Source organism: Terrabacter carboxydivorans, from assembly GCF_039532035.1.
In the GTDB taxonomy this organism is placed as follows: domain Bacteria; phylum Actinomycetota; class Actinomycetes; order Actinomycetales; family Dermatophilaceae; genus Terrabacter; species Terrabacter carboxydivorans.
In genome coordinates this window covers 1-13,134 of sequence record NZ_BAAARE010000022.1, presented here as the reverse complement: position 1 = coordinate 13,134, position 13,134 = coordinate 1, and the positions used below count along the sequence as shown (strand labels likewise).

At 72.0% G+C, this 13,134-nt stretch carries 13 protein-coding genes; 10 read left to right on the top strand and 3 right to left on the bottom strand.

What is annotated here, in order from left to right:
* Window positions 1–34: 34 nt before the first annotated feature.
* The 8 genes from ABD297_RS19595 to ABD297_RS19560 are packed head-to-tail and all read left to right on the top strand — an operon-like array spanning window position 35 to window position 7,400.
* A complete protein-coding gene (locus tag ABD297_RS19595; RefSeq protein WP_344256786.1) occupies window positions 35–967 on the top strand; it encodes an ABC transporter permease in 933 nt (310 codons plus the stop codon).
* Complete coding sequence (locus ABD297_RS19590; protein ID WP_344256785.1) at window positions 964–1,914, top strand: ABC transporter permease; 951 nt, start codon at window positions 964–966, stop codon at window positions 1,912–1,914. Before ABD297_RS19595 ends, ABD297_RS19590 begins: the two co-directional genes overlap by 4 nt.
* Complete coding sequence (locus ABD297_RS19585; protein ID WP_344256784.1) at window positions 1,914–2,765, top strand: ABC transporter ATP-binding protein; 852 nt, start codon at window positions 1,914–1,916, stop codon at window positions 2,763–2,765. The genes ABD297_RS19590 and ABD297_RS19585 overlap by 1 nt, the downstream gene beginning before the upstream one ends.
* Window positions 2,758–3,606 (top strand): ATP-binding cassette domain-containing protein, encoded by an 849-nt coding sequence (locus ABD297_RS19580; protein ID WP_344256782.1) that lies wholly within the window; start codon window positions 2,758–2,760, stop codon window positions 3,604–3,606. The genes ABD297_RS19585 and ABD297_RS19580 overlap by 8 nt, the downstream gene beginning before the upstream one ends.
* On the top strand, window positions 3,603–4,622 hold the full coding sequence (locus tag ABD297_RS19575; protein ID WP_344256781.1) for an aldo/keto reductase: 1,020 nt from the start codon (window positions 3,603–3,605) through the stop codon (window positions 4,620–4,622). The genes ABD297_RS19580 and ABD297_RS19575 overlap by 4 nt, the downstream gene beginning before the upstream one ends.
* Complete coding sequence (locus tag ABD297_RS19570) at window positions 4,619–5,434, top strand: HpcH/HpaI aldolase family protein (protein ID WP_344256780.1); 816 nt, start codon at window positions 4,619–4,621, stop codon at window positions 5,432–5,434. The genes ABD297_RS19575 and ABD297_RS19570 overlap by 4 nt, the downstream gene beginning before the upstream one ends.
* Window positions 5,431–6,657 carry a sialidase family protein gene (locus tag ABD297_RS19565; protein ID WP_344256779.1) on the top strand — a complete coding sequence of 409 codons (1,227 nt, stop codon included), beginning with the start codon at window positions 5,431–5,433 and terminating at the stop codon, window positions 6,655–6,657. Before ABD297_RS19570 ends, ABD297_RS19565 begins: the two co-directional genes overlap by 4 nt.
* Window positions 6,654–7,400: an SDR family NAD(P)-dependent oxidoreductase gene (locus ABD297_RS19560; RefSeq protein ID WP_344256778.1), complete on the top strand. Its 747-nt coding sequence runs from the start codon at window positions 6,654–6,656 to the stop codon at window positions 7,398–7,400. Before ABD297_RS19565 ends, ABD297_RS19560 begins: the two co-directional genes overlap by 4 nt.
* Window positions 7,401–7,523: 123 nt before the next feature.
* Here ABD297_RS19560 and ABD297_RS19555 read toward each other — a convergent pair whose 3' ends face one another.
* Both ABD297_RS19555 and ABD297_RS19550 read right to left on the bottom strand, forming a co-directional pair.
* On the bottom strand, window positions 7,524–8,204 hold the full coding sequence (locus ABD297_RS19555; protein ID WP_344256777.1) for an ABC transporter ATP-binding protein: 681 nt from the start codon (window positions 8,202–8,204) through the stop codon (window positions 7,524–7,526).
* Window positions 8,201–9,286: an ABC transporter permease gene (locus ABD297_RS19550; protein ID WP_344256776.1), complete on the bottom strand. Its 1,086-nt coding sequence runs from the start codon at window positions 9,284–9,286 to the stop codon at window positions 8,201–8,203. Before ABD297_RS19550 ends, ABD297_RS19555 begins: the two co-directional genes overlap by 4 nt.
* Window positions 9,287–9,533: 247 nt before the next feature.
* Here ABD297_RS19550 and ABD297_RS19545 point away from each other — a divergent pair, with 247 nt between their 5' ends.
* A complete protein-coding gene (locus tag ABD297_RS19545) occupies window positions 9,534–10,880 on the top strand; it encodes a sensor histidine kinase (protein WP_344256775.1) in 1,347 nt (448 codons plus the stop codon).
* A complete protein-coding gene (locus tag ABD297_RS19540; protein ID WP_344256774.1) occupies window positions 10,877–11,521 on the top strand; it encodes a response regulator in 645 nt (214 codons plus the stop codon). Before ABD297_RS19545 ends, ABD297_RS19540 begins: the two co-directional genes overlap by 4 nt.
* A 641-nt stretch (window positions 11,522–12,162) precedes the next feature.
* Here ABD297_RS19540 and ABD297_RS19535 read toward each other — a convergent pair.
* Window positions 12,163–12,678 carry a magnetosome magnetite crystal formation protein family gene (locus ABD297_RS19535; RefSeq protein ID WP_425581201.1) on the bottom strand — a complete coding sequence of 172 codons (516 nt, stop codon included), beginning with the start codon at window positions 12,676–12,678 and terminating at the stop codon, window positions 12,163–12,165.
* Window positions 12,679–13,134: the final 456 nt, after the last annotated feature.

Here is a 13,134-nt window from a genome sequence, read left to right as displayed (position 1 = left end):
GGTCCGCCCCGACCCACCACCTCCAGGTGATCCCATGTTGACCTACGTCCTCAAGCGCATCGGGCAGACCGTGCTCACCGCGTTCCTCGCGACCGCGACGGTGTTCGTCCTGCTGCGGATGGCTCCGGGTGACCCGGCGGCGAACTACGCGCCGCCGAACCCCACGTCGGAGCAGCTGGCCGCGATCCGTGAGCAGTTCGGGCTCGACCGTTCGATCCCGGTGCAGTTCGTGACCTTCCTGCAGCACCTGTTCCAGGGGGATGTCGGGACCTCGTTCTTCTTCAAGCGTCCCGCGCTCGAGGTCGTCATGGAACGCCTGCCCTACACGATCACGCTGGCGGTGGCCGCGATCGTCGTCACGGCGGTGGTCGCGATCCCGCTCGGCGTGTGGATGGCCCGACGGGCCGACACCGCCAAGGAGCTCGGGGCCAACATCGCGACCATCGCCGGCCAGTCGATGCCGGACTTCTGGATCGGCTTCGTGCTGCTCATCCTCTTCGCCGTGCAGCTCGGCTGGTTCGAGCCGGCCGGGTTCACCTCGGCGAGCTCGATCGTGCTGCCGACGGTGACGATCGCGATCCTCCAGGTGGCCCTCATCAGCCGCCTGGTGCGCCGCGAGATGGTCGTCAACCTCGCCTCGCCCTACCTGACGGTGGCGCGCTCGCGCGGCATCTCCGAGCGGGCCCTCACCTGGCGCTACGCGTTCGGAAACTCGGCGATCCCCGTCGTCACGGCGCTCGGCACACGCTTCGCGGCGATGCTCAACGGTGTCGTCATCGTCGAGGTCGTCTTCAAGTGGCCGGGTGTCGGTGAGCTCGTCGTCAACGCCCTCAAGCAGCGCGACTTCCCGCTCATCCAGGCCACGGTGCTCGTGACGGTCGTGCTGGCCCTCGTGGTCCAGCTCCTCGTCGACCTGCTCTACCCGCTCATGGACCCGCGGGTCCGACTCGGAGAGGCCAGCTCATGACCACCTCGACGAACCTGCCCGGCCACCCGCAGGTCCCGAACCTCAGCGAGGTCCCGGGCTCGATCCTGGGCCGAGACTCGGCGGTCACCAAGGTGCTGCTGCGCCGGTCCGCCGCCGCCCGGCGGGCGCGCTACAGCACGATCAAGATCTGGGTCGGCGCGATCTGCGCCGGCGTCGTCGTGGTCCCGGTGGCGCTCGCCCAGCTGCTGCCGCTGCCCGACCCGATCATCGGCCAGCTCTCCGAGTCGTCCCTGCCGCCGTTCAGCGCCGGCCACCTCTTCGGTACCGACCCCAACGGCCGCGACCTGCTGAGCCGCGTCCTGCACGGTGGACAGACCTCGCTCGTCATCGGTGTGCTCGCGATCTTCGTGTCCGGCCTCGTCGGGATCATCGCCGGGGCCGCCGCGGGCTACTTCGGGGGGTGGGTCGACACCATCGTCTCGCGCCTGCTCGAGGCGCAGATGTCGCTGCCGCTGCTGCTCATGCTGCTGCTCGTGGTGGCGCTCTTCGGGCCGTCGATCCCCGTCATCACGCTCGTCATCGCCTTCGCCCAGTGGCCGGAGCCCGCGCGCATCACCCGGGCGCTCGTGCTCGTCGAGCGGGAGAAGCCCTACGTCGCGGCGGCTCGCGTGCTCGGGCTGCACCGCATCTCGATCATCACCCGCCACCTCATCCCCAACATCCTCCAGCAGGTGCTCGTCGTCGTCCTGCTGCTGCTCGCCCAGGCCGTGCTCCTCGAGAGCGCCCTCAGCTTCCTCGGCGCCGGCGTCCAGCGCCCCTACCCCACGTGGGGCGGCATCATCTCCGACGGTCGCGAGCTCTTCGTCACCGGCAAGTGGTGGCTCGTCACGATCCCGGGCGTCGTCATCGCCCTGCTCGTCGTCGGCGTCAACCTCGTCGGGGACGGCCTGCGCGACCGCGTCCGTCGTGCGAAGGGAGACCAGTGATGAGCGTCCTCGAGGTCAAGGACCTGCAGGTCGAGCTGATGACCGGCAACGGCACGGTCGTGCGGGCCGTCGACGGCGTCAGCTTCCACATCGACGCGGGCGAGACCGTGACCATCATCGGCGAGTCCGGCTCGGGCAAGTCGACGACCGCCATGGCGATCCTGCGGCTGCTGCCCGACGACCTCGCCGTCATCTCGGGCGAGGCCCGCATCGGCGGCCAGGACGTGACGGGCGACCGCAAGGTCATCGACAAGCTGCGCGGCCGGGCGGTGGCGCTCATCCCGCAGGACCCGATGACGGCCCTCAACCCGATCCGCACCATCGGCCGCCAGATGACCGAGGCCGTGCGCATCAAGTACCCCGACCTCGGCAAGGCCGAGACGAAGGCGCGGGCCCTGTCGCTCATGGAGCAGGTGCACATCCGCGACCCGAAGAAGCAGTTCGACGCCTACCCGCACCAGCTCTCGGGAGGCATGCTCCAGCGCGTGCTCATCGCCATGGCCGTCTCGGCCGACGCCGACCTCATCGTCGCCGACGAGCCGACGAGCGCCCTCGACGTCACGGTGCAGGCCGGCATCCTCGACCTGCTGCTCGAGCTCCAGGAGCAGACCGGCATCGCGCTGCTGCTCATCACCCACGACCTCGGCGTCGCGCGCCTCATGAGCGACCGCATCCACGTCATGAAGTCGGGCGTCTTCGTCGAGAGCGGCTCCGTCACCGACGTCGTCGACCACCCCCACCACCCCTACACCCAGAAGCTGCTCCGGGCGATCCCCGAGCTCGGCCCCTGGGAGGACCCGGCGCTCGCCGCGCCCGCGCCCGAGCTCGTGAAGGAGGCCAGCCATGGCTGAGGACCTGCTCACCGTCAGCAACCTCGTCGTCGAGTACCGCAGCGGCAAGGAGGTCTTCCGCGCGGTGGACGACGTGTCGTTCAGCGTCCCCCGCGGGGGCACCCTCGCCATCGTCGGGGAGTCCGGGTGCGGCAAGTCGACGATCGCCAAGGCCCTGGTGCGGCTGCTCAAGCCGACGTCGGGCGTCATCGACCTCGACGGCACCGACCTGGCCCAGCTCGCCGAGAAGCAGCTGCGCCCGATGCGCCACCGCGTGCAGATGGTCTTCCAGGACCCGTACGGCTCGCTCGACCCGCACCTGACGGCCCAGGAGATCGTGGCCGAGCCGGTCCGCGTGCGCGGCGAGAAGTCTCGGAAGGTCCAGCGCGACAAGGCCGCCGAGCTCATCGACCGCGTCGGTCTGCCGAGGACGGCACTGGAGCGCAAGCCGCCGGAGTTCTCGGGAGGGCAGCGCCAGCGCATCGGCATCGCCCGGGCGCTCGCGTCCGGCCCGGAGCTGCTCGTGTGCGACGAGGCGACCAGCGCCCTCGACGTCTCGGTGCAGGCCCAGGTGCTCGAGCTGCTCGCCGACATCCAGGCCGAGACGGGGCTGACCTACCTCTTCATCTCGCACAACCTCGGCGTCGTGCGCGCCATCTCGCAGGACACGATCGTCATGCGGGCCGGCCGCATCGTCGAGAGCGGCCGCACCGACGACCTGCTCTCGCGACCGCAGGAGGACTACACCCAGCGCCTGCGCCGCTCCGCCCTCGAGCCGGGGCTCATGACGGGCATCAAGCCGCGACACCTCATCCGACACATCGCCGCCTCGCGCGCGGCGGAGACCGAGAAGGCCTCATGACGAGCCCGACGAGCCCGACGAGCACGACGAGCACGACACTGCCCACCCTCGACCTGCCCGGCCTGGCGCACCCGCTCTCGCAGCTCGTGCTCGGGACGATGACGTTCGGCGACACCGTCGACCTCGACACCGCGCGCACCATGGTCGACACCGCGCTCGACGCGGGCATCACCTCGATCGACACCGCCAACGGGTATGCCGCGGGGCGCAGCGAGGAGATGCTCGCCGAGATCCTCGCCGGTCGGCGGGACTCCGTGACCGTCGCGACCAAGGCGGGCATCTACCCCGGTGACGCGGGGGGCGCGCCGCTGCTGTCGGCCGCCGGGATCCGCGCGTCCCTCGAGGCGAGCCTGCGCCGGCTGCGCACCGACCACGTCGACGTCTACTACCTCCACCAGCCCGACCGGTCGGTGCCGATCGCCGAGACCGTCGCCGCCCTGGACGACCTCGTCACCGAGGGCAAGGTCCGGGCCATCGGGGTCTCGAACTTCTCCGCCTGGCAGATCGGCGACGTCTTCGCCGCCTGCGACGCCCTGGGCACCCCGCGTCCGGTCCTCGCGCAGCAGCTCTACAACCTCGTGGCCCGCCGCATCGAGGCGGAGTACGCCGAGTTCGCCACGACGAAGGGACTCGCGACCATCGTCTACAACCCCCTCGGTGGCGGCCTGCTCACGGGACGCCACTCGTTCACCGAGTCGCCGGGGGAGGGGCGCTTCGGCTCGTCAGCGCTCGCGACCATGTACAAGGACCGCTACTGGAACGCCGAGACGTTCGCGGTCATCGAGGCCCTCGGCGCGATCGCGTCAGAGGCCGGCATCACCCTGCCCGAGCTGTCGCTGCGGTGGCTGCTCTCCAAGCCCGTCGTCTCGTCGGTGCTGCTCGGCGGGTCCAAACCACACCAGCTGGAGGCCAACATCACTGCTGCACAAGCCGGTCCGCTCCCCGCCGACGTCGTCGCCGCGTGCGACGAGGCAGGCCTGGCCATCGCCGGGTCGATGCCGGGGTACAACCGATGAGCGCGCAGGGAGGCGCGGGCGCGACCGCGCTGGAGCGAAGCCGCGAGCGGGTCCTCGACTACGCCCGCCGGGTGCGGGCGCGCGAGACGATCCTCGGCTACTGGGTCATCATCGACTCGCCGGTCTCGACCGAGCGGCTCGCCCGCCTCGGCTACGACTACGTCTGCTTCGACGCCCAGCACGGGCTGCTCGACTACAAGGGCATCCTCGCCGGCATGCAGGCCATCGACGCCGGAGGCGAGTCCGTCGGCATGGTGCGCGTCGGCGCCAACGACCCGTTCCTCATCGGGCAGGCGCTCGACTCGGGAGCGGCGGGCGTCATCGTGCCCCTCGTCAACACCGCCGAGGACTCCGCCCGCGCCGTCTCCTACGCGAAGTACGGCCCGGAGGGCGTCCGCTCCTACGGCCCGATGCGCTCGCAGCTGCGGATCGGCCCCAACCCCGCCGACTCCAACGCGGCCACCGTCGTGCTCGCCATGATCGAGACGCCCCAGGGGCTCGAGAACGTCGAGGCCATCGCCGCGACGCCCGGCATCGACGGCCTCTACATCGGCCCCTCCGACCTGCGTCTCGCCGTCGGTGGCGCGACCTCGACCGACCCTGCCGTCGACGACGTCTTCGAGGCCGCCGTCGAGCGGGTCCTCAAGGCAGCCCAGGACGCCGGCATCGCAGCCGGGTTCCACACTCCCAGCGGGGAGGTCGCGGCCAAGCGCCTCGGCCAGGGCTTCACCCTCGCCACGGTCAGCTCCGACCTCATCCACCTCGAGCAGGCGGCCACGGCCCACCTCAGGGCGGCACGGGGCGAGTCGTGAGCGACGTCGTCGCGGAGGTGCTGCCCGCCGACGGCGTGCTGCGCGCGCGCGACGGAGGCGGCCACACGGCATATCTTCCCACCCCGACGGTGCAGTGCCACGCGGCCAACCTCGCGTGGCTGCCCGACGGCGACCTGGCATGCGTGTGGTTCGGCGGCACGCAGGAGGGCGTCAGCGACATCACCGCCTACCTCTCACGGCTACCCGCCGGCAGCGACACGTGGCTGGACCCGGTGCCGCTCAGCGACGACCCGACGCGCTCGGAGCAGAACCCGGTCCTGTTCACCGCTCCCGACGGCGACGTCTGGCTGCTCTACACGGCGCAGCTCGCCGGCAACCAGGACACCTCAGAGGTGCGTCGTCGCGTGTCGCGCGACGGCGGCCAGACGTGGGAGGCGCCGACGGTGCTCCTCCCGGCCACCGACGCCGGTGGCGTCTTCGTGCGCCAGCCGCCGGTCGTCCTCGCGAGCGGACGCATCCTGCTGCCCGTCTTCAACTGCGTGACCGTCCCGGGTGAGAAGTGGGTCGGCAACGAGGACACGTCGAGCGTCTGGTGGAGCGACGACGGCGGCGACTCGTGGACCGAGGCGCCCGTGCCCAGCTCGCTCGGCTGCGTGCACATGAACATCGTTGTGCGGCAGGACGGCTCGCTGTGGGCCTGCTTCCGCAGCCGGTGGGCCGACCACGTCTGGGAGACGACGTCGACCGACGACGGGGTGACCTGGGCCGAGCCCACGCCGACCGCGCTGCCCAACAACAACTCCTCGATCCAGGCGGTCGCCGTCGGTGGGGGAGAGGTCGCGCTCGTCCTCAACCGGAGCTCCGCGCTCGACGCGACCGAGCGGCGCGTGTCGCTCTACGACGAGATCGACGACGAGGGGGTGCGCGACGGCATCGACGGTCCGGTGCTGGCCGAACCCTCGCTCGACACGGACGACGGTCGGCCCAAGGCCTTCTGGGGTGCGCCCCGGGCGCCGATGACCCTGGGGCTGAGCCCCGACGACGGCCGCTCGTGGCCGGTGCTCGTCGACCTCGAGACCGGTGACGGCTACTGCATGTCCAACAACTCGCGCGACGGGCTCAACCGCGAGCTGTCCTACCCCTCGGTGCTGCCCGGACGCGACGGCGACCTGCACGTCGCCTACACCTACCACCGCCGCGCCATCAAGCACGTGCACCTGCCCAAGGACGTCGTCGACCGCCTCCGGAGCCCATCCCGGTGACGGCACCGACGGCACGCTCCGAGTCGGCCCCCACCACGACCGACGCCCGCGGGGCACGCACCGCGGTCGTCACGGGAGCCAGCTCGGGCATCGGACTCGCCATCGCCCACGACCTCGTCGGTGCCGGGTGGCACGTGCTAGGGCTCAGCCGCTCCCGCGGCGCACTGCCGGGCGCTGCCACGTGGGTGCCGTGCGACCTGGCTGACGTGATCTCGGCCGACGAAGCCGTCGGGGCGGTGCGCGAGGCCGCGGCCGGCGGCGTGGATGCGGTCGTCCACGCCGCCGGCCTGCAGTTCTCCGGACCGCTCAGCTCGCTCCACCCCGAGCAGGGCGAGCGGATGTGGGCCGTGCACGTGCGCGGTGCCGAGCTCGTCGTCGGAGGCCTGGTGGACGTGCTCGTCGACGGTGGCCGCGTCGTGCTGGTCGGCAGCCGCACCATGGTCGGCGTGCCGGGCAAGAGCCAGTACGCCGCGACGAAGGCAGCGCTCACGGCGATGTCCCGCGCGTGGGCGAGCGAGCTCGCGCCCCGAGGGATCACCGTCAACGTCGTCGCTCCCGGACCCACCCGCACGCCCATGCTCGAGGACCCCAACCGCGCGTCCGTGCCACCCGTCGTGCCACCGCTCGGCCGGCTCGTCGAGCCGGCGGAGGTGGCCGCGATGACCCGTTTCCTGCTCGAGCCCACCGGGGCGATGGTCACCGGGCAGACGTTGGTGATCTGCGGCGGTGCGTCGCTGCCCTGAGCGCTGCTCGGGCGCGGTCTGCGCGCCCGCCACGACGTCGCGGGCGTATGCCGCGTGGCCGGGAGCCTCGTGCACGTGACCTGCATGGTCGGCGGACGGCATACGCACGCGGGAGCCCGGGCGCTAGCGGGTGGCCAGCTCGCTCGTGCGTCCGTCGACGATGCGGACGACGTGGTCGGCGGCCTCGAGGTGCCCGGTGTCGTGGGTGACCATCACCGTGGTGAGTCCCCGCTCGGTGGTGAGCTGGCGCAGCAGGCCCAGGACCGCCTCTCCTCGTTGGCTGTCCAGCGCACTGGTCGGCTCGTCGACGAGCAGCAGGGACGGCTGGTTCATCAGGCCACGCGCGATGGTGACGCGCTGGCGCTGGCCCCCCGAGAGCTGATGGGGACGCTTGTCGGCCTGCGCGGCGAGCCCGACCGCGTCGAGCAGCTCGGCGGCGCGTGCCCGCGCGGCGGTGAGGTCGTCGCCCGCGAGGTGGGCGACGACGAGCAGCTGGTCGAGGGCGGTCAGCGACGCGAGCAGGTTGGAGCTCTGGAAGATGATGCCGACCTGCCCCCGGCGCACGGCTGCGGTGCCGGCGCGGCTCAGCCCGGTCAGGTCGCGCCCGTCCAGCACCACCCGGCCGGAGTCCGGGGTGATGAGAGTGGCGGCGACCGCCAGCAGGCTGGACTTGCCTGAGCCGGAAGGGCCGACGATCGCGGTGAGCGTGCCGGGCTCGGCGGTGAGGCTGACGTGGTCGAGCGCCGTGAGGCGCTGGTCCCCGTCGGGGAAGGCGAGCGTGATGTCGTCGAGGTGGAGGGTCATCGGGCACTTCCCAGGGCGGTGAGGGGGTCGACGGTGGTGACGGTGCGCAGGGAGACCGCTGCGCCGGCGAGGCCGATGGCGACCATGACCGCAGCGGGCACCAGCAGGGTGGACAGGTCGAGCACGAACGGCACGGCCGCGCCCGAGAGGCCCGTGACGGCGGCGCCGATCCCTGCGGCGAGGGCCGCGCCGAGCGTCGTGCCGATCGCGAGCAGCACCAGCGCCTGGCCGAGGGCGTCCTTGAGCAGGTAGGTCGTGGAGGCGCCGAGGGCCTTGAGGATGGCGATCTCGCCGCTCCGCTGCACGGTCCAGACGGTGAAGAAGGCGCCGATGACGAGTGCGGAGATGGCGAAGAGGAGGGCGCGCATCAGCTGCAGCGAGCCGTTCTCGGAGGTGTAGGAGCCGATGGCGGAGAGCGACTCGGCCGGGGTGAGCGTCACGGTACCCAGTCGTCGGTCCGTGGTGTCGAGCGCGGCCGGGTCGAGGGTGGCGGGGTCGGTCGTCAGGGCCAGGAACGTGGCGTTGCCGGCCGGCTGACCCGACACCGGCGCGTCGGCGTCGGCCGCCCAGACCACCGGGGCGTGGGAGAACTCGGCGTCGTCGCCGACGGCCGCGACGGTCACGGCTCGGCCACCGACGACGACGCGGTCACCCACCGCCGCCCCGATCGTGTGGGCGGCCTTGGACGAGAGCACCACCCGGCCGACGCCGACCGCCGGTGCGAGGGTTGATCCCGGCGGCACGGCGAAGACCGCGACCCCGGCCGTGCGGCCGGCGGCCTCGGCGCGGCTCATCGACACGGCGACGGGCTCGACCCGGGTGACCCCGGGGACGTCGGACCACTGGGCGCGGACCGACGGCGGGAGCGAGGAGTCGGTGAAGGCGAGCTTCGTGCCCGGCGCGGGGGCCGAGAGCACGAGGTGGTCGGCCGGCAGGTCGGTGATGGCCGAGGTGTTGCCCCGGCCGAGCCCCGCGGTGAGTCCGGAGAGGAGGACGACGAGAAGGGTGATGAGGGTGACGACGGCGCCCATGAGGGCGAACCGTCCTCTGGCGAAACGGACATCTCGGATGGCGACGAACACGCCGGTGGTTTCCTTTCTGGTGTCCCGGCCGTGACCTGCGCCTGTCGAGCAGGGCTGTCGTCGCCTGCTCGAGGGCCGGCGCCGGTCGGGGTGCCGCGGTCTGCGGCGTCGATCTCAACGGTCCTCGACGCGGGCAGGGTGCGGCATCGACCGCGCAGCGGGTTCCCGGGCACCGAAGGACCCACGGTCGTCTCCGTCTTTCGATGGATGCCGACGCCGTGGCGGCCGCCGTAACGTGGCTCCCGACATGTCTGCCATCTCCTCGCCGCCCCCGGACGCCCTGACCGTCGGCGACCCGTGGGAGCCGACACCGGTGTCGCCGGGACTTCGTGGAGCAGTCCACGTGCTCGTCTCGGCCCTGCTCGTCGTCGCCGTCCTGCGGAGCGTCCTCGGTGGGCTGCCGGGGTGGCCGTGGGTCGTGCTCTGCTCCGGTGCGGTCGGGATCGTGTATGCCGTGGGCGTGCGGTCGGCGACCGTGGCCCGTTCGTCGCGGGCTGCGGCCGTCTGGCTGGCGCTGCTGATGGTGGTCTGGCTGGCTCTGCTCCTCGTCAGCCCGGACGGGATCTACCTCGCGTTCCCGTGGTCCTTCCTGCTGCTGCACCTGCTGCGGAGGCCGGTGGGGCTGGCGGCGGTGGCTGCCGTCACGGTGGCCGCGATCGCCGGGTTCGCCTGGCACCAGGAGACGTTCACGGTCGCGATGGTGATCGGTCCGGTCATCGGGGCCGCGGTCGTCATCGCCACCGTGTTCGGCTACCAGGCCCTCCATGCGGAGTCGGAGCAGCGCCGCCGCCTCATCGTCGAGCTCGACCGCACCCGATCCGACCTGGCCGCGGCGGAGCGTCGCGCCGGCGTGCTCGACGAGCGGGAGCGCCTCGCCCGGGAGATCCACGACACCCTCGCCCAGGGGCTGTCCAGCATCCAGCTGCTGCTGCAGGCCGCGACCCGGTCGCTGGACCCCGCCCGGGGAGCCGACCCCTCGAGAGCAGGCGAGCTCGTCGAGCAGGCCCGCCGGGAGGCGCAGGAGAACCTCGCCGAGGCCCGGAGGTTCGTGCGGGCCCTGGCTCCGGGCGACCTCGAGCAGTCAACCCTCGCGGCGGCGCTGCGACGACTGTGCGAGGCGACCTCCGCACGCACGGGCACCCGGGTGGTCTTCCACGAGGAGGGACCAGCCGTGCCTCTCGCCACGGCGGTCGAGGTCGCGCTGCTCCGCATCGCGCAGGCCGCGCTCGGCAACACCACGCAGCACGCGGGGGCCACCCGCGCCGACGTCACGCTCACCACCATGGACACGGCGGTGACGCTGGACGTCGTCGACGACGGCATCGGCTTCGACGTCCTCGACCCGGCTGCTCCGACCCCGACGGACGACACGGTCGGCGGGTTCGGCCTGCGGTCCATGCGGTCCCGGGCCGCCGAGGTGGGCGGGGTGCTGACCGTCGAGTCCCGGCCCGGCCGTGGCACCGCGGTCTCGGTGAACGTGGGCCGGTCGGCGCCGTCGTCGACTGGGTCGGAGCACGGCCCCGGCGACGGGGCCGGCGACGGGGGCGGCGACGGGGGCGCCGACGGCGCCGGCGACGACGAGCGCCGGCCATGACGGCGATCCGGCTGCTCCTGGCCGACGACCACCCGGTCGTCCGCGCCGGCCTGCGGGCCGTGCTCGCGTCCGAGCCGGACCTCGTCGTCGTCGACGACGTCGCCACCGCCGAGGCTGCCGTCACGCGGGCGGGGGCGGGAGACATCGACGTCGTCCTGATGGACCTGCAGTTCGGGCCGGGTCTGGGTGGGAGCGAAGCCACCCGTCAGATCACGGCCAGGGCGGGCGCACCGCGCGTCATCGTGCTCACCACCTACGACACCGAGGCCGACATCCTCGCCGCGGTCGAGGCCGGCGCAGCCGGCTACCTCCTCAAGGACGCGCCGCCCGAGGCGCTCGTCGCCGCGGTCCGCGCCGCGGCGTCGGGACAGTCGGCGCTCGCACCCGCCGTCACCGAGCGCCTCGTGGACCGCATCCGCACGCCGGCGACCTCGCTGAGCGCCCGCGAGACGGAGGTCCTGACGCTGGTGGCGGACGGCCTGTCGAACGAGCAGGTGGCGCAACGGCTCTTCGTGTCGCAGGCGACCGTCAAGTCGCACCTCGTGCACATCTTCACCAAGCTCGACGTGGACTCGCGCACGCGGGCGGTCGCCGTCGCGCAGCAGCGCGGGCTCATCCGCCGGACCCGCCCACCGCAGTGACCACCGTGCGGGCGGCCCTCCGGCCGGACGATGTCACCGGGGCGCACCGTCGAGCGCGGTGTCCGGTCCAGCCAGGTGTGGTGGGCCCCGTCGGGCTCGAACCGACGACCGGCGGATTAAAAGTCGGTCCGAGGGGTGCGGCGCCTCTGGGTCGTGAGGACTTTCGAGCACGGATGTTCAGTGCTCGTTGCTGTGGGCTGCCGACGTCTTCCGAGCCAGCGTGCCCCTTTTGCGCCCCCAAGCGGCCGGACGAGGCGCACGGGAGGGCGACCGCCGCCTTGGCGGCCAGATACAGCGTGTTCTCGCCGGTTCTCGTGTGGGTGATGGTGTACGCGATCGCGTGTTGTTGGGGTCCCGCGGGCGACCTGTTCGGACGCCTTGCACGACGAATGTGCCACGCGGGTCTGCGCAGTCAGTGGGACGGGCTGGGCTGGGTGGTGCCGCGCAGAAGGCGCTTGTGGATGCCGGCCGCGCGGGTCGTCGACGCCGCCACGCGCTCGAGGCGGGCAGTGGTCCTCTGTGGGACTGAGCCCGAGCAGCGACGGCTGGGGCTCCTCTCGTCCCCAGCGCATGAGCCTCAGCCACGGGGAATGACGGCCCTCTGCCCACGTGCCGGTTCCAAGTCTCGCCCCTGCGCGTTCCTAGGACTCAGCTCCGCGCGCGCCGCGGACGAAGCGGATGGAGATCGGGTAGCGCCACCAGACGCGACGGCTGGCCTGGACCGCGCCTCGGATGGCCGTCCCGAGGAGCACTGCACCGGCGAGGAACGCGAGTGGAAAGGCGATGAAGAGGAGGGTCGGTGGGTTCGGGTCGTCGGGGTTCGCCGCCGTCGTGATGACCAGGCTGCCGATGAGGACGTTCCACAGGATGGCGAAGAGGATCTGTGCGTTGAGCGCTTCGGTCGCGTGGTGCTTGACGAAGGGATCCTGCTTGCCGGCCGTGAGTCGGATGATCAAGGGGGCGAACACGGGCATGGCGAAGAAGCTCAGGTGGGACAAGACCGCCCACGTCGTGTCCGGCTGGGCTTGAGGCATGGTGTTGCTCGTCCACGCGGCGCCGTCCCACCAGCGCATGTGTCCGGAGCCGTCGGGGTACCAGCCGGCAGGTGGAGCCGCCGGGTGTGCAGGTACGTCCGGACGAGGTGCGTCGTAGGTCACCGGGAGAGTCCGCCGCATGCGGGAGGGCGCTTCGGACAACTCAGGCGCGACCCGGGCAATTTGGCGCGGGGTGCGGTGGGGTGCGCGTAGGCGCGCCAGCGCCGGAGCGCGGGGTCCCCATCGCGGGGTCCCGCGCTTTTTCGCGCCGGAGGCGCGCTTGAGCCAGTACAGAAATTCCTCACGACATAAATCGCGGGTCCATGTGTCCTGTCTCGGGTGATGCTTGACAGTCGCGTGTCACCTGATGCTTGACGCCGGTCGCGCCGTCAGCGGCATGGTCGGGCGATCGTCGTTGGCCTCATAGCGGCATTGTCGGGCGATCTGCGTTCGGGTCTGCTGCACGGACGGGTGACAGTTTCGGTTAGGCCACCTGAGTGGCGGTTGTCGTCATGATCAACTCGTATTCGACCGGGGTCAACCGGCCGAGGCGGGGCTGTCTCCGACGGCGGTGGTAGG

Excerpts from the sequence above, each read along its gene's own strand:
- ABD297_RS19595 (WP_344256786.1), top strand. The coding sequence starts at position 35 with ATGTTGACCTACGTCCTCAAGCGCATCGGGCAGACCGTGCTCACCGCG.
- ABD297_RS19590 (WP_344256785.1), top strand. The coding sequence starts at position 964 with ATGACCACCTCGACGAACCTGCCCGGCCACCCGCAGGTCCCGAACCTC.
- ABD297_RS19585 (WP_344256784.1), top strand. The coding sequence starts at position 1,914 with ATGAGCGTCCTCGAGGTCAAGGACCTGCAGGTCGAGCTGATGACCGGC.
- ABD297_RS19580 (WP_344256782.1), top strand. The coding sequence starts at position 2,758 with ATGGCTGAGGACCTGCTCACCGTCAGCAACCTCGTCGTCGAGTACCGC.
- ABD297_RS19575 (WP_344256781.1), top strand. The coding sequence starts at position 3,603 with ATGACGAGCCCGACGAGCCCGACGAGCACGACGAGCACGACACTGCCC.
- ABD297_RS19570 (WP_344256780.1), top strand. The coding sequence starts at position 4,619 with ATGAGCGCGCAGGGAGGCGCGGGCGCGACCGCGCTGGAGCGAAGCCGC.
- ABD297_RS19555 (WP_344256777.1), bottom strand. The coding sequence starts at position 8,204 with ATGACCCTCCACCTCGACGACATCACGCTCGCCTTCCCCGACGGGGAC.
- ABD297_RS19545 (WP_344256775.1), top strand. The coding sequence starts at position 9,534 with ATGTCTGCCATCTCCTCGCCGCCCCCGGACGCCCTGACCGTCGGCGAC.
- ABD297_RS19540 (WP_344256774.1), top strand. The coding sequence starts at position 10,877 with ATGACGGCGATCCGGCTGCTCCTGGCCGACGACCACCCGGTCGTCCGC.